At 65.3% G+C, this 21,177-nt stretch carries 16 protein-coding genes; 8 read left to right on the top strand and 8 right to left on the bottom strand.

From position 1 onward, the window contains the following. Positions 1–7 precede the first annotated feature (7 nt). Both rfaE2 and kdsA read right to left on the bottom strand, forming a co-directional pair. The gene (gene rfaE2 / locus A4249_RS05620; RefSeq protein ID WP_066551517.1) at positions 8–1,462 is read right to left on the bottom strand and encodes a D-glycero-beta-D-manno-heptose 1-phosphate adenylyltransferase; all 1,455 of its coding nucleotides are present in this window, start codon (positions 1,460–1,462) and stop codon (positions 8–10) included. 18 nt (positions 1,463–1,480) lie between these two features. Next, complete coding sequence (kdsA, locus tag A4249_RS05615) at positions 1,481–2,359, bottom strand: 3-deoxy-8-phosphooctulonate synthase (protein WP_026108227.1); 879 nt, start codon at positions 2,357–2,359, stop codon at positions 1,481–1,483. 111 nt (positions 2,360–2,470) lie between these two features. On the opposite strand from kdsA, the gene A4249_RS05610 reads away from it, so the two are divergent. From A4249_RS05610 to sseA, 3 genes are read left to right on the top strand one after another with little or no spacing between them, the layout of a single operon-like run. Beyond that, on the top strand, positions 2,471–3,928 hold the full coding sequence (locus A4249_RS05610) for a cryptochrome/photolyase family protein (RefSeq protein WP_082854073.1): 1,458 nt from the start codon (positions 2,471–2,473) through the stop codon (positions 3,926–3,928). 32 nt (positions 3,929–3,960) lie between these two features. Further along, a complete protein-coding gene (locus A4249_RS05605) occupies positions 3,961–5,181 on the top strand; it encodes an SAM-dependent methyltransferase (protein WP_066551516.1) in 1,221 nt (406 codons plus the stop codon). Next, positions 5,178–6,002 (top strand): 3-mercaptopyruvate sulfurtransferase, encoded by an 825-nt coding sequence (gene sseA, locus A4249_RS05600; protein WP_066551515.1) that lies wholly within the window; start codon positions 5,178–5,180, stop codon positions 6,000–6,002. The genes A4249_RS05605 and sseA overlap by 4 nt, the downstream gene beginning before the upstream one ends. A gap of 2 nt (positions 6,003–6,004) precedes the next feature. Here sseA and A4249_RS05595 read toward each other — a convergent pair whose 3' ends face one another. Next, positions 6,005–7,327 (bottom strand): dicarboxylate/amino acid:cation symporter, encoded by a 1,323-nt coding sequence (locus A4249_RS05595; RefSeq protein ID WP_066551514.1) that lies wholly within the window; start codon positions 7,325–7,327, stop codon positions 6,005–6,007. A gap of 33 nt (positions 7,328–7,360) precedes the next feature. Beyond that, positions 7,361–8,452: an amino acid ABC transporter substrate-binding protein gene (locus A4249_RS05590; protein ID WP_231868779.1), complete on the bottom strand. Its 1,092-nt coding sequence runs from the start codon at positions 8,450–8,452 to the stop codon at positions 7,361–7,363. Between the two features lie 80 nt (positions 8,453–8,532). Between A4249_RS05590 and metC the strand changes: the two genes are divergently transcribed. Genes metC through A4249_RS05570 form a run of 4 tightly spaced genes read left to right on the top strand, consistent with a single transcriptional unit; the run spans position 8,533 to position 14,602 of the window. Continuing rightward, the gene (gene metC, locus A4249_RS05585; RefSeq protein WP_066551513.1) at positions 8,533–9,711 is read left to right on the top strand and encodes a cystathionine beta-lyase; all 1,179 of its coding nucleotides are present in this window, start codon (positions 8,533–8,535) and stop codon (positions 9,709–9,711) included. A gap of 23 nt (positions 9,712–9,734) precedes the next feature. Continuing rightward, positions 9,735–11,081 carry an O-antigen ligase family protein gene (locus tag A4249_RS05580; protein ID WP_066551512.1) on the top strand — a complete coding sequence of 449 codons (1,347 nt, stop codon included), beginning with the start codon at positions 9,735–9,737 and terminating at the stop codon, positions 11,079–11,081. Further along, entirely contained in the window at positions 11,056–13,140 is a 2,085-nt protein-coding gene (locus A4249_RS05575; protein WP_066551511.1) for a DNA topoisomerase IV subunit B, read from the top strand. Before A4249_RS05580 ends, A4249_RS05575 begins: the two co-directional genes overlap by 26 nt. A 49-nt stretch (positions 13,141–13,189) precedes the next feature. Continuing rightward, a complete protein-coding gene (locus tag A4249_RS05570) occupies positions 13,190–14,602 on the top strand; it encodes an FAD-binding oxidoreductase (protein ID WP_066551510.1) in 1,413 nt (470 codons plus the stop codon). A gap of 18 nt (positions 14,603–14,620) precedes the next feature. Here the strand turns inward: A4249_RS05570 and parC are convergent, their stop codons facing one another. Next, positions 14,621–16,822 (bottom strand): DNA topoisomerase IV subunit A, encoded by a 2,202-nt coding sequence (parC, locus tag A4249_RS05565; protein ID WP_066551509.1) that lies wholly within the window; start codon positions 16,820–16,822, stop codon positions 14,621–14,623. A 133-nt stretch (positions 16,823–16,955) separates the two neighbouring features. Here parC and A4249_RS05560 point away from each other — a divergent pair, with 133 nt between their 5' ends. Continuing rightward, positions 16,956–18,686 (top strand): cytochrome c biogenesis protein DipZ, encoded by a 1,731-nt coding sequence (locus A4249_RS05560; RefSeq protein ID WP_066551508.1) that lies wholly within the window; start codon positions 16,956–16,958, stop codon positions 18,684–18,686. Here A4249_RS05560 and recO read toward each other — a convergent pair. The 3 genes from recO to A4249_RS05545 are packed head-to-tail and all read right to left on the bottom strand — an operon-like array spanning position 18,683 to position 21,176. Continuing rightward, positions 18,683–19,414 carry a DNA repair protein RecO gene (gene recO, locus A4249_RS05555; protein ID WP_066551507.1) on the bottom strand — a complete coding sequence of 244 codons (732 nt, stop codon included), beginning with the start codon at positions 19,412–19,414 and terminating at the stop codon, positions 18,683–18,685. The two genes, A4249_RS05560 and recO, sit on opposite strands and share 4 nt — an antisense overlap. Continuing rightward, complete coding sequence (locus A4249_RS05550) at positions 19,414–19,890, bottom strand: nuclear transport factor 2 family protein (protein ID WP_066551506.1); 477 nt, start codon at positions 19,888–19,890, stop codon at positions 19,414–19,416. The genes recO and A4249_RS05550 overlap by 1 nt, the downstream gene beginning before the upstream one ends. Before the next feature lie 47 nt (positions 19,891–19,937). Beyond that, complete coding sequence (locus A4249_RS05545) at positions 19,938–21,176, bottom strand: serine hydrolase domain-containing protein (protein WP_231868778.1); 1,239 nt, start codon at positions 21,174–21,176, stop codon at positions 19,938–19,940. Position 21,177: the final 1 nt, after the last annotated feature.

Genomic DNA, 21,177 nt, shown 5'->3' with positions numbered 1-21,177 from the left:
CTCGGCGTCACTGCGCGCTCCCTGTCATTTTCTCGATCGTTCGTGTGGTCGAATAGCCGTCCTTGAAATCCGCCAGCTTGACCTCCCCACCCCAGCTTTCGACCAGATCGCCGCCCACGACGCCCTCTCGCGTATAGTCCGAGCCCTTGATCAGAACATCAGGACGCAGCCGTTCGATCAGGGCGATCGGCGTCGGATCATTGAAGCTGGTGACGCGGTCGACGCTGGCCAGCCCCCCAATGACGACGGCGCGACTATCCAGATCATTCACCGGTCGCCCCTCGCCCTTCAGTCGCCTGACCGATGCGTCGGTATTCAGCGCCACGACCAGACGATCGCACCAGCTGCGCGCCTGCGCCAGATAGGCCACATGGCCGCGGTGCAGGATGTCGAAACATCCATTGGTGAAACCGACCTTCAGGCCCTGACGTCGCCAGCCCTCGACCTCGACCGCCAGTTCGTCGATCGGCGTCACCTTGGATACCGCAGCGGTGGCGTGCTGGCTCAGCTCGGCTTCGATCAGCTCGGCGGGTGTGATAACAGCCGTCCCGGCCTTCCCGACAACCACGCCAGAGGCCAGGATGGCGAACTCGACCGCCATCTCCAGCGACGCACCCGCGCCCAGCGCCAACCCAATGGCGGCCAGGCCTGTATCGCCGGCGCCAGACACGTCGAAGACCTCGCGCGCCCGGCCCGGGAAGTGCTTCACGGGTTCACCGCGCCGCGCCAGGCTCATCCCCTTGCCCGCACGGGTGACGATGATCGCCTTGGCGGTCGTGGCGGCCAGCAAGGCGGCCAGCGCCGTCTCGACCTCGGGGTCCGTACCGACCGGCAGGCCGGTGGCGCCGGCCAGTTCCGACGCATTGGGCTTGATGACATCGACGGCGCCGTAGCGGTCGAAATCCCTTCCCTTTGGATCGACGACGACCGGCGCACCAGATTTCTTCGCCGCGTTCAGCGCCGAAGCCAGGAGCGCATCGCTGACGACACCCTTGGCGTAGTCTGAGAGCAAGTAGACCGAGGCATCAGTAAACGCGTCCGAATCGTGGATCGCGGTCGGCGCAGCCTCGTCATCCAAACGCAAGAGCTGTTGGCCGCCCGAAACGAAGCGTGTCTTTACGATTGTGGACGCGCCTGCCGGCCTCGCCACGACGTCCTCGATGTGCGGCTCGGCGGCGATCAGAGCGGTCAGTTCCGCGCCAGCCGCGTCGTCGCCGATCACGGCGCCTAGCCGCGCCACACCACCCAGAGCCGCAATATTGCGCGCGACGTTGCCGACGCCGCCTGGCATGGCGACGGTGCGGCTGGTGCGGAGTACAGGGATCGGCGCCTCGGGCGAGATGCGGCTGACCTCGCCATAGACGTAGCGATCCAGCATCAGGTCGCCGACGCAGGCGATCTTCAGGCCGCGCACGCGCTCCAACAGGCTTTGCAGGGCGCCCAGATCCAAGGTGTCAGACATGGGTCCGACCTAGAGGATTCAGGCGGCTTGCGCCACCGGCGCCTTGGCCCCGATCTTGATGGCCAGGTCGTCGAAGGCGATCAGTTCGGCGGCCAGGGCCTCGAACTGGCTCAGCGGCACCATGTTTGGGCCATCCGACGGCGCATTATCCGGGTCCTGGTGCGTTTCCATGAAGACCGCATCGACGCCGACGGCCACCGCCGCGCGTCCTAGCACCGGCACGAACTCGCGCTGACCGCCCGACGACGCGCCCTGCCCGCCCGGCTGCTGAACGCTGTGGGTCGCATCAAACACGACGGGGCAGCCGATCTCGCGCAGCACCGGAAGCGCCCGCATATCGCTGACCAGAGTGTTGTAGCCGAAGCTGGCGCCGCGTTCGCAGGCCATGACGTTGGGATTGCCGGCGCCGACCACCTTGGCGATGACGTTCTTCATGTCCCAGGGGGCCAGGAACTGACCCTTCTTGATGTTGATCGCCTTGCCGGTGGCGGCGGCCGCCAGCAGCAGGTCGGTCTGGCGGCTGAGGAAGGCCGGAATCTGCAGCACGTCGACGACCTCGCCGACCGGACCACACTGAACCTCGGAGTGAACATCTGTCAGGGTCGGCAGGCCTGTGACCTCGCGAATCTCCGCGAAGATCGGCATGGCGTCTTTCAAACCGATGCCACGCGCGGCGCTGGCGCTGGTCCGGTTCGCCTTGTCGAAACTGGTCTTGTAGATGATGCCGACGTTCAACCGCTCGCCGATCTCCTTCAGGGCATGGGCCGTCTCCAGCGCATGCTGCCGGCTCTCCATCTGGCAAGGACCGGCGATGAAAGCGATTCTTGCGCCGCCGCCGATGACGACAGGCGTCCGAAGACCTTCGGACAACGTAATGACAGCGTTGGGTCGGCTCACGAGGCGGCTCTTTCGACGTTCGGTGTTGTGGATGCGGCTTTTGCCGCAGCTATTGGGCCATCAGGTGGCGCTCTGAAGGGAAGAGCGCAAGTTATCACGGAGTTCGCCCGCGTGGCCACCAAACCTGTCATCCTGTGGTTCCGCCGCGATCTGCGACTGCATGACAATCCTGCCCTGAACCACGCGGCGGAGACGGGGCGACCAATCCTGCCCGTCTATATTCGGGACGAGCATTTCGAGCGGCCGATGGGCGCCGCGTCGCGCTGGTGGCTCGACAAGTCATTGAGGGCGCTGGATGCGGCGCTTCAGGATCGCGGTTCACGCCTGATTCTGCGCCAGGGCAATGCTCTGAACCAGCTTCAGGCGCTGATCGGCGAAACCGATGCCGACACTGTCTTCATGAACCGCCTGTTCGAACCTGAGGCGTTTGAGCATGACGCCGAACTCGCCCACGCGCTCAAGGCGGACGGTGTCGAATGCCTTGGCTTCAACGGCGCCCTGCTCTGCCGCCCCGGCGCTGTGCTGAATGGATCAGGCCAGCCGTACAAAGTCTTCACCCCGTTCCTGAGAGCCCTCTTGGCCACGGCCGAGGCCCCGGCTCACACAACGGGACCGCGCCAAATCCAGACGCCCAAAAGGGTTCAGTCTGACGACCTCGACGGCTGGAAGCTGCACCCCCACCGTCCGGACTGGTCCAAAGGATTCGACTGGACGCCAGGGGAAGACGGGGCCTCGCAGGCCTTGTCCAAGTTCATATCATCCGGCCTGAAGAGCTATTCCAAGGATCGCGACTTTCCCGACCGGCAGGGCGCCAACAGCCGCCTGTCGCCGCATCTTCATTGGGGCGAAATCAGCCCCTGGCGGGCGATTGACCGCGCCCGACAGGCGGCGAAAGACGGCAAGGTATCATCGGCGGAAGCCGACAAATTCATTTCTGAGATCGGCTGGCGCGAGTTCTCGGCGCACCTGCTGCACCATTTTCCCTTCATCACCGAGCGCGCCTTCCGTCCCGAGTATGACGCCATGCCCTGGCGCAAAGACGACGCGAGCCTCAATGCATGGCGACAGGGGCGGACCGGATACCCGTTGGTGGACGCCGGTATGCGCCAGCTCTGGACGACAGGGTGGATGCACAATCGGGTTCGGATGGTCGTCGCCTCCTTCCTGATCAAACATCTGCTGATCGACTGGCGCGAAGGCGAAGCCTGGTTCTGGGACACGCTGGTGGATGCCGACCGGGCCAGCAATGTGCAGAACTGGCAGTGGGTCGCAGGCTCGGGCGCAGACGCCTCCCCCTTCTTCCGCATTTTCAATCCCATCACGCAGGGTGAAAAGTTCGATCCCGACGGCGGCTATGTCCGTCGGTGGGTGCCGGAACTTCGCCGCCTGCCCGACCGCTGGCTTCAGTCGCCCTGGACGGCACCCGCTGAAGTGCTGCGCGACGCCGGAATCGTTCTAGGGCGCGATTACCCCAAGCCGATAGTCGAACACGAGAAGGGTCGCGCCCGGGCGCTCGCCGCCCTGAAGACCGTTTCCGGCCGTGGCGACGACCACAGCGACCGTGATTGACCCCCCTTATATTCCGCGTTGAAAGTCAAAAGATGAGCGTCGCACACGCCGATATCGAAGCCGTCGCCAGCCGAACACCGCGCGTGTTCGCCATGCTGTTGCGGCTTCTGGCCGCCAACTGGACCTTCGGGCGCTTGACGGTGCAACTGCCCAATGGCGAGACCCATGTGCTTCAAGGCAAGCAGCCGGGCCCCAGCGGCATGATGACCGTGCGCAACTATCGGTTCGCACGCCGCGTCCTGGCGGCCGGCGATATCGGATTCGCCGAAGGCTATATCGCGGGCGAGTGGGACAGTCCGCACTTGGCCGGTCTGCTCGAAACCCTGGTGGACAACTACGATCACATCCGGCGCCTGTTCGACGGCAACCTGATCATGTGGGTGGTCAACTGGCTGAGCCACCGCACCAATCGTAACAGCAAGACCGGGTCGAAGAAAAATATCCACGCCCACTACGATCTGGGCAACGCCTTCTATTCCCAGTGGCTGGACGGCACGATGACCTACTCATCGGCCCGCTTCAGCCGCGATAGTGAGGCACTGGAGGCGGCGCAGCGCGAGAAATACGCCGCCTTGGCCCGAATGATGGATCTTCGGCCGGGCATGTCGGTGCTCGAAATCGGCTGCGGCTGGGGCGGCTTCGCCGAGTTTGCGGCGCGCGAGATCGGCGCCGACGTCACTGGGATTACGATCTCCAAAGAGCAGCACTATTTCGCTCGCCAGCGCATGTTCAACGCGGGACTGAGCGACCGCGCCGATATTCAGCTTATCGACTACCGCGACGTGCAGGGCCGATTTGATCGAGTGGCATCCATCGAGATGTTCGAGGCTGTGGGCATGGAGTACTGGCCCGCCTATTTCGGCAAGGTCCACGACGTCCTTCGGCCCGGCGGCAAGGCCGGACTGCAGATCATCACGATCCAGGACGACCTGTTCGACGAATACAATGCCCGGACAGATTTTATTCAAAAGTACGTCTTCCCCGGCGGCATGCTGCCCTCCGAAGAACGGCTGGCGCCGGTCGTGTCGAAAGCCGGACTGTCATGGCAGTCGGTGGAACGGTTCGGCCTCGACTACGCTGCGACGCTCAAGCTTTGGGATGAGCGTTTCCAGGCGTCCTGGGGCGAAATCAGCAAGCTTTCCGGCTTTGACGAAAGATTCCGCCGGCTCTGGCGCTTCTATCTGGCCTATTGCGAGGCCGGTTTCCGCTCTCGCCGCACCGACGTCATCCAACTGAGCCTGTCTCGCCCATGAGTCCGCTGATTTCCACGACGGACCTTGCCGCGCGATTGGGCGCGCCCGATTTGCGGATCGTCGATAGCAGTTGGCATCTGGACGGCCGCGACGCGCGCGCCGATTTCGAACAGGCCCATATCCCTGGCGCAGTCTTCTTCGATCTGGATGCGATATCGGATCGCGACAGCGCTTTGCCCCACATGATGCCGACGCCAGAGGCCTTTGGGGCGGCGGTCGGGACGCTGGGCCTCTCCGTCGACGACCAGATCGTCGTCTATGATACAGCCGGATTGTTCTCGGCGGCGCGCGTCTGGTGGCTGCTGAAGACGATGGGCGCGACGAGGGTTCAGGTGCTCGACGGCGGCCTGCCGCGCTGGCGTGACGACGGCCTGCCAACCGTCTCCGGGCCTTCAGTCGCAGATGCAAAAGACTTCCATGCCAAGATGACGCTCGATGCTGTCGCCTCGTTGGATGACGTGCGCGCGGCCTTGGCCCAGGACGCCCAGGTCGTGGATGCGCGCGCCGCACCGCGTTTCAAAGGTGCGGCGCCCGAACCTCGCGCCGGTGTTCGCAGCGGCCATATGCCCGGCGCGCGCAATCTCCCCTATGGTCGCTTGCTAAACGACAATGGCACTATGAAGCGTGGCGCGGCCTTGGCGCAGGCCATTGCGGACGCTGGCGTGGATATCAGCCGACCCGTGATCACGACCTGCGGATCCGGAGTGACCGCCGCAATACTGACGCTGGGCATGGCTGAACTCGGTCGTTCGTCGCGGCTTTATGACGGTTCCTGGGCTGAATGGGGCGCCCGAACGGACACCCCCGTCGAAACCGGCTGAGATCAGGCCGGCGGCGCCACGGGGACGACATCGTCGGCGTCGATCGGCTCGTCTTCCTCGCCGCGCGAAACGACAGTCGCCAGAACCAGGTCGCCCGTGACGTTCAGGGTTGTGCGGCACATGTCCAGGAAGCGATCCACGCCCAGGATCAGGCCGATGCCCTCCGGCGGTACCTTCACCATCACCAGGATCATCGCCACGACCGGTAGCGAACCGGCCGGCACGCCCGCCGTACCGATACCGCCAAGGATACAGACCAGCATGACGATGATCTGCTGCGTGATCGTCAGGTCGATGCCGAAGAACTGAGCCAGAAACAGCACCGTCACGCCTTCAAACAAGGCCGTGCCGTTTTGGTTGGCGGTGGCACCGACCGTCAGGACGAAGCGGGCGATCTTGCGCGGCAGCTTCAGCTCCTGCTCGGCCGCCTTCAGCGACACCGGCAAAGACGCGTTGGATGAAGCGGTCGAGAAGGCCACCACCATTGGCTCGCGCACTCCCTTGAAGAAGGCGATCGGCGACCGGCCGCCAAGGATCCAGATCACCAGCGGATAGACGACGAACATGTGGATCGCCATCGCGCCCACCGCGACGCCGACATAGGCCGCGAGGCGCACCAGAAGGTCCCAGCCGAACAGGGCCGCCAGGTTGAACATCAAGCAGGCGATTGCGATGGGGGCCAGTTTGATGAAGAGGTTGATCAGCTTCATCGTCACTTCGAACATGCCCTCGATGACCTGCTGCAAGCGGTCGGTCGCAGGCGACTTGGCCATCACCAGGCCGATGCCGAAGAACAGAGCGAACACCATCACCGGCAGGATCTGGTTCTCGGAGGCAGCGGTGAAGACGTTCGACGGAATCAGATCCAGGAAGAAATCACCCAGTTGGATGGTTTCGGGCGCGCCGCTGACGATACCGGCCGCGCCGGCACGTCCCTGGTCCAGCAGTTGCTGAGCGAGAACTGGGTCCACGCCCCTTCCGGGCTGGAACACATTGACCATCACTAGGCCGATCACCACAGCGATGCTGGACACCAGAATGGTCAACAACAGGGTCTTGATTCCCGCCCGTCCAAGCGAGCTCAGATCGCCCATCTCGGCCACCCCGACCACCAGGGCCGAGAACAGCAGCGGGATCACCATCATGAACAGCAGGCGCAGGAAGATCTGGCCCAGCGGTCCGGTGACGTTGTCTGTCAGCCAGACCACCCAGGCCGTATCCGCTCCCAGCGTCAGATTGACCAGCAATCCTCCGATCAGACCGACCGCGAAACCGATCAACATCAGCCAGTGCAGCGCAAGGCCGCCGCGTTTCGTCTCGGTCATCTGTCCCCCAGGAAGCGATGCAAGCGTCGGCGCTTATCGGATCGGCAGGCCATAGATCAAGCCGGCCGGGCGCGCGTTCCATTGTGCGTTCAAACCGCGCGCCAGGTCGAGCGCCGATTGCGATCCCAAATTCCGCTCGAAGATTTCGCCATAGTTTCCGACCGCACCCACGGCGTCCTTGGCCCAGGCGTTCGACAGCCCCAGCATGGGTCCGAACTCGCCCTCGGCGCCCAAAAGACGTCGCACGCGTGGGTCCGTCGTCGTCTTGAACTGATCTTCGGCATTGGCCTTGGTGACCCCGAGTTCTTCGGCCAGCATTAGGGCGTTTAGGGTCCAGCGGACGGTCGAGGCCCAGCGTTCGTCGCCCGCCTTGACTACCGGCCCCAGCGGCTCCTTGGACGCCACATCGGACAGGATCACATGCTCGTTGGGATTGGTCAGCACAGTCCGCGCGGCGGCTAGCGCGGAGATGTCGGCGCTGAACGCGTCGCAATCCTCGCGACCATAGGCGTCGCGCGCCGCCTCCTCCGTCTCGAACACGACAGGTCGATATTCGATGCCTCGAGACCGGAAATAATCGGCAGCGTTGGCCTGGGACGTCGAACCCGATTGAACGCAAACCCGCGCGCCCGTCAGTTCAGTCGCGCTGTTCAGGTTCAGCGAACGCCGAACCAGAAAGCCCTGGCCGTCGTAATAGTTGACGCCGGCGAAGACGAACCCCTCGCCCGCGTCGCGGCTCATGGTCCAGGACGAGTTGCGCCAAAGCACATCGATGCGGCCGTCGTTCAGCGCCGTGAAACGATCGGACGCCGACAGAGGCACGAACCGCACCGCGTCGGCATCACCCAGCACAGCCGCCGCCGTCGCGCGACAGAAGTCCACGTCGAAGCCGCGCCACTGGCCGCGATTGTCGGTGTAGGCAAAGCCGACTAACCCCTGATGCACGCCGCAGTTCAAGCGACCGCGGCGTTTGATGGCGGCCAGCGTCGGGCTTTTCGCGACCGCAGTCGAGGACGCTTGCGCGGACGTGACAGGGCTGGTTTCCGGCGCAGGATTGGCGTCCTTGCGCCCGCAAGCCGCCGTCAGCAGCACCGCCGCCATCGCTCCGATCATCCAGCACCGCATCGCGTTCCAGTCCCTCGCCGCTTGCGCCCCGCTGGCTTTAGAGGCCTTTAGGGCTCGATCCGCAACCCATCGGAGGGGCCATGTCGCCGCATTCGGACCGCACCCGCCTGATCGCCGCCGCCACGCGACGCGGCCAGGGCCGGCGCGGCGTCAATCCGCCGATCGAACGCGCCTCGACGATGTTGAGCGATAGCGCGGCCGTCATGCGCGACGAGACCGACGGGCCGACCTATGGCCTCAGCGGGACCAGCGCCGCCCGCGATCTTCGCCGCGCCCTGGCCGATCTGGAGGGCGCGGAGGGGGCCTTCCTCGTTCCGTCGGGCCTTGCGGCCGTCACAGTTCCGCTGCTGGCGCTTTTGAGACCGGGCGACGAGGTGGTCACAACGGACGCCGTCTATGGTCCGACGCGCCGGTTCCTGAGCCGTTATCAATCGACCCGCGGCGTCACGACCCGCTTTTTGCCCGCAGACGCAGACGCGCAGGCTGTTCTGGCCGCCATCGGCGAACGCACGCGGTTGGTGCTGATGGAGTCGCCAGCCTCTCTCACATTCGAGATGGTCGATGTCACCGCCGTGGCCCAGGCCTGCCGCGCGCGAGGTGTCCTGACGGTGGTCGATAATACCTGGGCCGCCGGCCTGGCCTATCGTCCGCTGGCCCATTGCGTGGATGTCAGCGTTCAGGCCGTCACCAAATATGTCGGCGGTCATTCGGACGTGCTGATGGGCAGCATCGCTTCGAACGATCCCGCCTGTCTGAGAGCCATCGGCGACACGATCGAGGATCTCGGCTGGCATGTGTCGCCCGACGACGCCTGGCTGGCGCTGCGCGGCCTGCGGACTCTGCCGCTGCGGTATGCCGAACAGGCGCGGTCGGCTTTGATCGTCGCGGAGTGGCTGCACGGTCGGCCAGAGGTCTCCCGCGTGCTCTACCCGCCCCTGACCAACTCGATCAGCCATGACCTGTGGCGGCGTGATTTCACCGGCGCGGCGTCCCTGATGGGCTTGATTATGAAGGGCGGCGACAAGGCGGCGGGCGAGGCGTTGCTGAACGCCCTGACCCTGTTCGGCCTCGGCTATTCCTGGGGCGGGTTCGAAAGCCTGATCACCCACGAGACCCATCAGATGGACTACCGCTGCCATCCGCCCGTGCTTGAGGGCGAACTGATCCGACTGCATGTCGGTTTGGAAGACCCCTCAGAACTGATCGCCGATCTGGAACGAGGTCTCGCCGCCTTCACCGCCGCGCTCACGGTTCCTTAAGCGCCGCAAAGGACTGTGCGCCCGTGCGTGAACCGCCCGTTCATATCCCGGATGATTCTCCGCCGCTGTGGGAACAGTGGGCGGCTGGCTTCGTCGTCTTCATGCTGACCGGCGCCCTTATTGCGCCCGTCATCGCGCCGACCCAGGTCGAGACGCCGATCCTGCGGTTCATCTGGTTGCCGGTCTATGCCGTCATCGCCGGCCTGATCGTCTTTCGCTTCGACAAGGTCATACGCGCCTGGCCCGCTTGGCTGATGATGTTCGCCCTGGTCGCCCTGTGTTTCGTCTCGAAATACTGGTCCATCGACCCCGAGGTCACTGAGCGCCGCGTCATCGCCATGGCGATTAACAGCGCTTTCGCTATCTATCTGGGCGCCCGGTTCCGTAACGACGCCCTGCCGCGCGTCCTGATGTACACCTGTCTGGTGATGGCGATCGGCAGCCTGATCATGGTGTTCGGCTATCCGAAGGTCGGGGTGCACCAGTTCGACAACGCCGGCCTGTGGCGCGGCCTCTGGTACGAGAAGAACCAGATGGGGCTGGTCATGGTGGTGGGCGCCGTCTCCGCCGCAGCGACCCTGGCCGCCGATCATATCGCGGGACGCAGCCATCGGTTCTGGATCTGCCTGCTGACATTGGGCCTGACCACGCTCCTGGTGCTCGCCACCCAATCCAAGACATCGCTTCTATGCTGGGGCCTGGGCCTAGGCATGATCGGTGGGTGGTGGGCGTTGAAACAAGGCGGCACCGTCATCACCGTCATCGGCATCTGGCTTGCCGTCATCGTTGCGGCGGCCGCCACCTGGCTGTGGAACTCCGACTCCGCTGCAATCCTGGAAGCGCTGGGCAAGGACCCGTCGCTGACAGGCCGCACCCTGATCTGGGAGGCCCTTATGCGGAAGGTCGCTGAGCGCCCCTGGACCGGATATGGCTTCAGCGCCTTCTGGGGCGTGGACTCGATCCCTGCGCGCGAAATCCGCATCGAGACCCAATGGCCCGTCCCCTCCGCCCACAACGGCTGGATCGATCTGCTCGTGCAACTGGGCTGGCCCGGTGCGGTGGCGGTAGGGGCCATCATGGCGCTCTCTGCGATCTTCGTCATCGCGCGCACGAACGGGCTCGGTGCGCGCGAAGGCTATTGGAGCATCGCCTATCTATCCGCCTTCACCGCTTTGAGCCTGTCAGAGAGCGTCCTGCTGACCCACGCTAACCTGCCGTGGATCCTGATGTTGGCGATTATGGCCCGCTCCGTGACCTTCGATCCGGCCCCGGTTCGTGCGCCGCTTGCTCGACCGGCCTCACGGGCCTACCAGACCCGGTCCCGAATCGCCTCAGACTATGTGAATGGCCGCCGACCTCTTCGCTTTTGACGACGAACCCGAAGCTCGCAAACCCGAGCCGCCCAAGCCTGTTGTGGTGACCCCGCCTGCGGCTGCGCCCACTGCTGTCTCAACGCCTGCGCCCCCGCCTGTTCAGTCCACGGCCACGACGGCGGCCGCCACCGGCTATTCCGCCTCATCCATTGAGGTGCTGGAAGGGCTTGAACCCGTTCGCAAACGCCCCGGCATGTATATCGGGGGCACCGACGAGCGCGCCCTGCACCACCTGTTCGCCGAAGTCCTGGACAACGCCATGGACGAGGCGGTGGCGAAGCACGCTAAGCTGATCACCGTCGATCTGGACGCCGACGGCTATCTGTCGGTGCGCGATGACGGTCGCGGCATCCCGGTCGATCCTCACCCCAAACATCCTGGCAAGTCTGCGCTGGAAGTCGTCATGACCGTGCTGCACTCTGGCGGCAAGTTTTCCGGTAAAGCCTATGAAACCTCAGGCGGTTTGCACGGTGTCGGCGTCTCGGTCGTCAACGCCCTGAGCGAAAGCGTCGAGGTCACGGTCTGGCGCGACGGTTTCGAATGGAAACAGGCCTTCAGCCGCGGCCACGTCCTGGCCCCGATTCAGCAGATCGGCCCGTCTAAGAAGCGCGGCACCCTGATCCGCTTCAAGCCCGACGACGAAATCTTCGGTATGGGCGCGGCCTTCAAGCCCGCTCGTCTATTCCGCATGGCGCGGTCAAAGGCCTATCTGTTCCGCGGCGTTGAGATCCGCTGGACCTGCGCGCCGGAGCGGATCACCGACGCCACGCCCGCCCAAGCCAGCCTGCACTTCCCCGGCGGCCTGGCCGATGCCCTGATCGACCGTATCGGTCAGTTGGAAACCGTCACCCCCGCCTTCGCCGGCCGCGCCGAGCGTCAAGGCGAAGCGGGCGCATTCGAATGGGCCGTTACCTGGTCGCCGATCGGCTTTGGTGAATCGGACGGCTTCATCCAGTCCTACTGCAACACCGTCTCCACGCCCGATGGCGGCACGCACGAGGCCGGGTTCCGCGCCGCCCTGGTCAAGGGTTTGAAATCCTACGGTGAACTGACCAACGAGAAGCGCGCCGCGATCATCACGGCCGAGGACGTCATCGCCAATGCCGGCGCCCTGATCAGCGTCTTTATCCGCAATCCCGAGTTTCAGGGCCAGACCAAGGACCGTCTGTCCTCGCCCGAGGGTGCGCGCATCGTGGAGCAGCTGCTGCGCGACCCGCTGGACCACTGGCTGACCGAGAGCCCCAAACAGGCCAACGCCCTGCTCGGCTTCGTCGTCGATCGCGCCGAGGATCGGCTACGTCGCCGTAAGGACAAGGAAGTCCAGCGCGCCGCCGCCACCCGCAAGCTGCGCCTGCCCGGCAAGCTGTCGGACTGCAGCCGTCAGTCGGCTCAAGGCACCGAACTCTTCATCGTCGAAGGCGATTCGGCCGGCGGCTCGGCCAAACAGGCGCGCGACCGCACGACCCAGGCCATCCTGCCCCTGCGCGGCAAGATCCTAAACGTCGCGTCCGCCACCGCTGACAAGCTGCGCGCCAACGTCGAACTGTCCGATCTGGCCCTGGCCTTGGGCGTCCAACCCGGCAACCGGTTCAATATCGACGACCTGCGCTACGAGCGGATCGTCATCATGACCGACGCCGACGTGGACGGCGCGCACATCGCGGCGCTGCTGATCACCTTCTTCTACCGCGTCATGCCCGAGACCATTCGCCAGGGCCGGGTCTTCATGGCTCTTCCGCCGCTCTACCGCATCAGCGCCGGCCCTTTGAGCGAATACGCCCGCGACGACGCCCACCGGGACGAACTGCTGGCCACAGTCTTCAAGGGCAAGAAGACCGAGATCGGCCGGTTCAAGGGTCTCGGCGAAATGATGGCCTCCCAGCTTAAGGAGACCACCATGGATCCCAAGAAGCGAACCCTGGCGCGCATTACGGTGCCCGACGCCGAGGCCAGCATCGAAGACCTGGTCGAGCGCCTGATGGGCAAGCGCGCCGACGCCCGCTTCCAGTTCATTCAGGAAAACGCCCAGTTCGTGAAAGAAGAACTCGACGTCTGAGGGCCCTCGCGGCCCTTCCAACGCAAGGCGACGCCTGACAAAAGGGGGCATGCAGACGCCCGCCCCCTCCGCCGCCGTGATTGACGAACTGAAGGCCGCGCTCGGTCCGGGCGGTTGGACCCAGGATCCTGATGTCATCGCGCCGCATCTGACCGAATGGCGCAATCGCTGGACGGGTAATACGGCGATCCTGTTGACCCCGCGTTCGACGGAAGAGGTCGCGCGCGTCGTTACGATCTGCGCGCGGGAAGGCGTGGCGATCACGCCCCAAGGCGGCGGCACGGGATTGGTCGGCGGCCAGATCCCCTTCGGCGAAGTCCTGCTCTCCACCCGCAAGATGCGCACCGTCCGCGACGTGACCCCGCTGGACGACGCCATGACGGTCGAGGCCGGCCTGACCCTGCTTGAGGCGCAGCAGGCGGCGACAGCGGCCGGCCGCTATTTCCCGCTCAGTCTTGCAGCTGAGGGCTCAGCCACCATTGGCGGCGTCATCTCCACCAACGCCGGGGGCACCCAGGTTCTTCGCTACGGCATGATGCGCGATTTGGTGCTGGGCCTTGAGGCGGTCATGCCCAACGGCGAAATCTTTCGGGGCCTGAAGCGGCTGCGTAAGGACAACACCGGCTACGACTTGAAACAGCTGCTGATCGGCGCCGAGGGCACATTGGGTGTCGTGACCGCCGCCACGCTGAAACTCTTCCCCATCATGCGCTCGCGCGCCGTAGCGGTGGTCGGGCTGGAAACAGCCGCCGCCTCGGTCGAACTGCTCGCCCGCGCCAAGGCCGAGACGGGCGGCGGGGTGGAGGCCTTCGAACTGATGAAGCGCCTCGGCATGGAACTGGTGCTGAAGAACATTCCCGACACCCGCGAGCCGCTGGACTCGGCGCCCGAGTGGTATGTCCTGATCGAGATCGCTTCGGGCACGCCCGGCGGCGCCGAGGCCCAGATGGAGGCGTTGCTCGAGGTCGCCTTCGAGGAAGGCCTGATCACCGACGCCGCCATCGCCCAGAACGACGCACAGCGCGCCGCCTTCTGGCGTCTGCGTGAAGAACATTCGGCGGCTCTGAAGCCCGAGGGCGGCGGCTGGAAACACGACGTCTCCGTCCCCATTAGCCGCATCGCCGATTTCATCGACGAAGCCTCGGCCGCCGTCGAACGCTTCCATCCCGGCGCCCGCATCTCGGTCTTCGGCCATGTCGGTGACGGCAATCTGCACTACGACATTCTGCCGGGCGTCGGTCAGGACATCCCCGCCTTCATCAGCCGCTGGAAGGAAGGCTCGCAAGTGGTTCACGATGTTGTCGGAACCTACGACGGCTCCATCTCGGCTGAACACGGGCTGGGCCGGCTGAAGACCGAAGAGGTCAAGCGCTACAAGTCCCCGCTCGAGATCGAAACCATGGCCGCCATCCGCCGCGCCATCGATCCCAAGCGGATCATGAACCCGTCGGTCCTGTTCTAGAACCGACGGGCGGGCCGCCTATCTGAACTTCCGCAGGCCTCTGGGGCCCTGGCGACCGGCGCCGGCGCGTTTGCCCAGCCAGTCTTTCCAGTCGGGCCAGTTGCGACGACGTCCGCCGCCGTCGGCCCATTCCGGCCCGTTTTCGGCGTTGAAGACTGCGATATCGGCGAGGCCGCCCTGTTTGAAGCTTTGCAGCTTCACGCCCTTGCCGCGTCCCATCTCGGGCAGTTCGGCAACAGGGAAGATCAGAGTCTTGATGTTCTCGCCGATGGTCGCAACGTGATCGCCGGTCACCCGCAGCACCGCCAGCATTTCGCCGTTCAGCACCTGCTTGCCGCCGCGCTTCTGCGCCAGGGTGTCGTCTTCCGGTGCGATGAAGCCGTATCCGGCCTTTGATGCGATCAGCAGCTTGCCGCCCGGCTGGTGCGCCAGGACGTTGATGATCTCGGCCTTTTCGTCCAGATCGATCATCAGGCGCAGCGGCTCGCCATGGCCGCGTCCGGACGCCAGCTTGTCCGCGCCTATGGTGAAGATGCGCCCGTCCGACGCCGCCACCAGCAGCTTGTCGGTCGTATAGGCCGGGACGAGGTAGGCGAGTTGGTCGCCTTCCTTGAACTTCAGCTCCGACGGATCCTCGACCTTGCCCTTGGCGGCGCGGATCCAGCCGCGTTCCGACAGGATGACGGTGATCGCCTCGCGCGGAATAAAGGCCTCGGGCGCGACGAAGGCGGACGTATCCACCGCCTCGGCGATCGTGGTGCGGCGCGGCGAGATTAGCGCCTTGCGCACGGCCTCCAGTTCCTTGGAGATCGCCTTCCACTGCTTGCCTTCTGACGACGTCAGCGCCTTCAGGTTGGCAAGTTCTTCGGACAGAGCGTTGAATTCCTTCTCGATCGTCATCTCTTCCAGACGCGCCAACTGACGCAGTCGGGTGTCGAGGATGAAGTCGGCCTGAACCTCCGTCAGACCGAAGCGCGCGATCAAGACGGCCTTCGGCTGCTCTTCCTCGCGGACGATACGGATCACCTCATCGAGGTTGAGGAAGACGATGCGCAGGCCTTCTAGCAGGTGCAGACGCTTCTCGACCCGCGCGATCCGCCATTGCGAACGACGGTTCAGCACCTCGCGTCGGTGATCCAGGAAGGCGCGCAGGCAGTCTTTCAGACCCATGACGCGCGGCGTGCCGCTCGCGTCCAGCACGTTCATGTTGATCGGGAAGCGGACCTCCAGATCGGACAGCTTGAACAGGCTTTCCATGAGCATTTCAGGCTCGATAGTGCGGTTCTTCGGCTCCAGGATCAGGCGAATGTCCTCGGCCGACTCGTCGCGCACGTCGCCCAGCAGCGGCGCCTTCTTGTGCTCGATCAGGTCCGCCAGCGCCTCGATCAGGCGCGACTTCTGCACTTGGTACGGCATCTCGGTGACGATGATCCGCCACACGCCACGACCCAGATCCTCTGTTTCCCAGCGCGCCCGCAGTCGCACCCCGCCCCGCCCCGTCTCGTAGGCGTCCAGGATCGAGGCATGACCTTCGACGGCCACGCCGCCGGTCGGGAAATCCGGGCCGGGAACCAGGCGCACCAGTTCCTCGGTCGTCGTCTCGGGCCGCTCCAGCAAGGCCTGACAGGCGTCGATCAGTTCGCCGACATTGTGGGGCGGGATCGAGGTAGCCATACCGACGGCGATGCCTGACGAGCCGTTGGCCAGCAGATTGGGGAAACCGGCTGGCAGGACGATCGGCTCCTCGTCCTGATCGTCGTAGGTGGCGCGGAAATCGACCGAATCCTGATCGATCCCGTCCAGCAGGAGCACGGCGGCCGGCGTCAGCTTGCACTCGGTGTAGCGCATGGCCGCGGCGCTATCGCCATCGATATTGCCGAAGTTCCCCTGACCGTCGACCAGCGGATAACGCTGCGCGAAATCTTGGGCCAGGCGCACCAGGGCCTCATAGATCGAGGCGTCGCCGTGGGGGTGGTATCCGCCCATCACCTCGCCGACGACCTTGGCGCATTTGCGCGCCGCCGCCTGCGGGTTCAGCCGCATCTGATGCATGGCGTACAGGATGCGCCGATGCACGGGCTTGAACCCGTCACGCACGTCCGGCAGCGCGCGGTTCGTAATAGTCGACAGGGCGTAGGCCAGATAGCGGCGGCTGAGGGCCGTCTCCATCGGCTCGTCGATAATGCGGCCGCCTTCCGGCGGCGGGGCGTGGATCGTCATGGCTCTGCGAATCGGGGATCGGAAGCGGGAAGTCTAGCCCGTTAGGCGTCAGATTGGGGGATAAGCGCGCCGGGGAGTCACCAAACCGCTCCGCCGTGCGTATGTGAGAGACACACCCTCGTCAGGCCGCGCCATGATCTTATTCCTGCTGTCCTATCTCGCCGGCGTTCTGACCATCGTCAGTCCCTGCATCCTGCCGGTTCTGCCCTTCGTCTTCGCGCGGGCGGATCGGCCGTTCATCCGCAACGGTCTGCCTTTGTTGGTCGGGATGGCCGTGACCTTTGCGGGCGTGGCGACGCTGGCGGCGCTGGGCGGCGGCTGGGCGGTGCGGGCCAATGAGGTCGGGCGCTGGATCGCCCTGGCCGTCATGGCGGTGCTGGGCGTCAGCCTGCTGTTTCCGGCCGTGGGCGATCGCCTGATGCGGCCGTTCGTGGCGGCGGGGTCCTGGCTGACCGATCGCGCCGAGCGCCAGGGTGGCGATCAAGGCGACGTGCGCTCGTCCCTGCTGCTCGGCGTCGCGACAGGGCTGCTCTGGGCGCCGTGCGCCGGACCCATTCTGGGCGTGATCCTGACAGGCGCAGCGCTTCAGGGCGCCGGCGTCGGCACGACGGTTCTGCTGCTGGCCTATGCAGCAGGCGCGGCGACATCACTGGGTCTGGCCCTGCTGGTCGGTGGTCGCGTGTTAAAGGCCATGAAGGGCGCGTTGGGCGTCGGCGAATGGGTAAGGCGCGGCCTGGGCGTGCTGGTGCTGATCGGCGTGGTCGTCATCGGTCTGGGTGCGGACACGGGACTGTTGACCCGGATTTCGGCCGCCAGCACGGGCCGGATCGAACAGGCGCTGCTGGGCGGGATCGGGCGCGGAATGCCGACGAACCAGGCCCCGGCCGATCTGGCCAATCTGCCGGTCGAAGGGGTGATGCCGCCGTTGACCGGGGCGACGACCTGGATCAACACCCCGCCGCTCACGACCGAGCAGCTGAAGGGCAAGGTGGTGGTGGTCGATTTCTGGACCTACTCCTGCATCAACTGCATCCGTTCCATCCCCTACGTCCGTGCCTGGGCTGAGAAGTACAAGGACCAGGGTCTGGTGGTGATCGGCGTGCACACGCCCGAGTTCGCCTTTGAGAAGTCCGAGGCCAACGTCCGCCAGAACGTCCAGCGCCTTGGAATCACCTATCCTGTCGCCATGGACAATGAGTTCGCCATCTGGCGGGCGTTCAAGAACCAGTACTGGCCCGCCCACTACTTCATCGACGCCAGGGGGCAGATCCGTCACCACCATTTCGGCGAAGGGGACTATGCGGGCTCCGAACGCGTGATTCAGCAACTTCTGAAGGAAGCGGGCGCCGCGAACGTCGCCAGCAATGTCGTCACAGTCCAGGCTGAGGGCGCGGAGGCCGCCGCCGACATGGCCCAGGTCGAATCGCCAGAGACGTACGTCGGCTATGGCCGCGCGGCGAACTTCCGCTCTCCCGGCGGCCTGGCCAACGACGTGATCAAGGACTATGTCGCCGCGCCGCTGAAACTGAACGATTGGAGCCTGTCGGGCCGCTGGCGCGTGACGCGTGAGCATGCCGACCTGCAGGCGGCCGGCGGCCGTATCGCCTTCCGCTTCAAGGCGCGCGATCTCCATCTGGTCATGGGGCCCAGCAAGCCGGGCGCACCGGTCCGATTCCGCGTCCGGATCGATGGCGCGGCGCCGGGCGCGAACGCCGGCAGCGACATCGACGCCCAAGGCCTTGGCCGGGTCGATGGCGAGCGGCTATACCAACTGGTCCGTCAGGCGGGCGCGGTGCGCGAACAGACGTTCGAGATCGAGTTCCTGGATCCCGGCGTTCAGGTCTTCGCCTTCACCTTCGGCTAGAGCCGACCGGCGTCGCCGAGCTTGTCCAGCATCCACACGCGCGCAGGCGGCAGGGGCTTGTTCTGCGGGTGGAAGACGAACTGCTCCAGGAAATGCCCGGTCAGGTCGAACCCGGCTCTGACGTCGCCCTCGATCAGACCGGATTGGGCGCCCAGCATGAAGGGCGGCAGGGTCAGCATCTTGTCGGCATAGGGGGCGCCGGCGTCGCGACTGACCGCCCGGCCGGTGCGAGGACTGACGTAGATCAAGTCGTCGGCCGTTCCGGTCGCGGCGCATTTCGACAGGTCCAGGCCAAAGCCAAGATTTTCCAGGAGGCCCGCCTCGAACCGCACGAAAATCGCAGGCCAGACCGCAGGCATTTCGAACGCTGCCATCAGCGCCTCGAACGCAAGAAAGACGCCGGGATGCGGCTCACGCTCCGGCAACGCCCCTTGGGTCACGCCTGCCGCCGCCGCCAGTCCGGTCAGCGCTAGGGCGTCGTCGAACAGGGCGCTGGGCCCCTCGCCTACCGGCTCCAGCCGCACCGCGCCGAGGTGATCCGAGGTGCGGGCGCGGTAGTCGGCCACGACCCGCGCGCCCGCCTGCAGGAACGGCTTCATCTTGCGCGACGCTCCGCCCGCCACATAGGCCGAACGCCTGCCGTGGTTCTCGGTCAGCAGATCGACCACGGCGCCCGTGTCGCCGTGGCTGCGCGCCGACAGGACGAACGCCTCTTCGTGGAAGTCCATCAGTCCGCCGGACCTTCGGCGATCAGCCCGACCACGCTCTTGGCCTTGTCGTTCGGCACGGTGAAACTGAGCACATATTGCTCGATCTTCCAGCCGTCGTGGGTCAGGCGCAGCACGCCTGAGCCTCGCGTCAGTCCGTAGGCGTCGTTATCCAGCAGCTCATCGAACCAGACGATGCAGCGGCAATCGCCCGGCGCCAGGGTCGCTACCCGGTCATGCGGGCGATAGGTCCAGCCTTTCCCTTGTGAGAAATAGGGCGTGGCGTAGGCGCGAAACTGAGCCAGCGACCAGCGCTCGGTCGCATCCGTGCCGATGAACCGGGCGTCGGGCGTGAATAGACCGAAATAGGCGTCGCCGTCCGCACGCGACGCCGCCGCGTGCATTCGGTCGAGAACGGCGCCCGCCTCGACGACCGGATCGCCCGCAGCCTGCGTCGGCGCAGCGGAAAGGACGAGAGCGGCAAGAAGAGCGATCATGGTCCCGTTCTACTCCTGTTCTCCTCGCCGGGAAACCGTCGGACGTCTCAGCGCGCCAGCGTGGTTGGAAACTCGTGGCCCAAGGCCTCGGCCATCGCCTGCTGGCTGATCAAGAAGACCTGGTCACGCAGGTGATAGTTGTTGGACAGGACGATCACCGTCACGTCGGCGTCCGGCTGATAGAGCATCAGGTTGCGGAATCCGCCCCAGCTGCCGGTGTGGTAGATTTGGCGGTCCTGGAAGCTGGGCCGCACCTGATCGCCCAGGCGATTGGCGAAGATGCCGAAACCCCAGTCCCGACGCGGATGGCTGCGCTCGTTCGGCTTGGTGTCGGCCGGCGCGTGGTCAGCCAGCATCTGCTGATAGCTAGCGGGGGTCAGCAGGCCGCCGCGGTGCAGCGCCCTTTGCCAGACCAGCAGATCGTCCAGCGTCGAATAGACCGCGCCGGCGCCCGCCACGATAGAGGTGTTGGCGTTCGGTTGGGCCGCCAGACCGCCGGGGAAGTTGGCGTAGCCCATGATGACGCCGTGATCGCCGCCATCGAGATCAAGACCACTATCCTTCATGCCGAGAGGCTTGAAGAAGGTCTCGCGCATATAGGTCTGGAAGGGCTTGCCGCTGGCCTTTTCGACGATGGCGGCGGCCAGATTGAAACCGGCGTTGTCGTACTGAACCTTGGCGCCCGGCTCGAACTGAAGACCGAACCGTTTCGAATCCTCGGTCAGTTCGTCCAGCGTCGCCGGCGTCGTGCGGCGCATGCCCCAACCGGGCCGCGCCATCAGATCAGGAATGCCCGACGTATGCGACAGCAGATGGCTGATACGGATCGGTGCCCAGGCCTGCGGACAGGGCTGGATCCATTTGCAGACGGGATCGGAGACGCTCAGCTTGCCCTCGTCCTGAAGCTTCAGGATCGCCGTCGCCGTGAACTGTTTCGAGATCGAGGCCAGACGGAAGCGCGAACCCAGCGCCAGCGGCTGGTCTTGCTCGTAGTTGGCTTTGCCATAGACCTGGCGGAACAGGACCTTGTCGCCCCTGGACACCAGGACCGCGCCCATGAAGCGGCCTGAAGCAGCTTCGCGATCTAGGCGCGCCGCGAGCTGCGGCAAGTCCTGAACTACGACCACGGGTGGTCGCGGCGGGGCATCGGCGCGCTCGGTCGCCAGTTCCACATCGGTCTTTGGCGCCACGGCCGTGGCGATCCCGCCCCAGACCGCGCCGCCGAGGATCAGCGCCCCAAGGACGCCCAGAACGAGCCGGGGATGCCCCCCGGCGGTACGCGGCACA

It is taken from the genome of Brevundimonas sp. GW460-12-10-14-LB2 (genome assembly GCF_001636925.1).
Lineage (GTDB): Bacteria > Pseudomonadota > Alphaproteobacteria > Caulobacterales > Caulobacteraceae > Brevundimonas > Brevundimonas vesicularis.
Note: the sequence above shows the minus strand (reverse complement) of the source record. Positions and strands in the feature narration are given on the sequence as shown.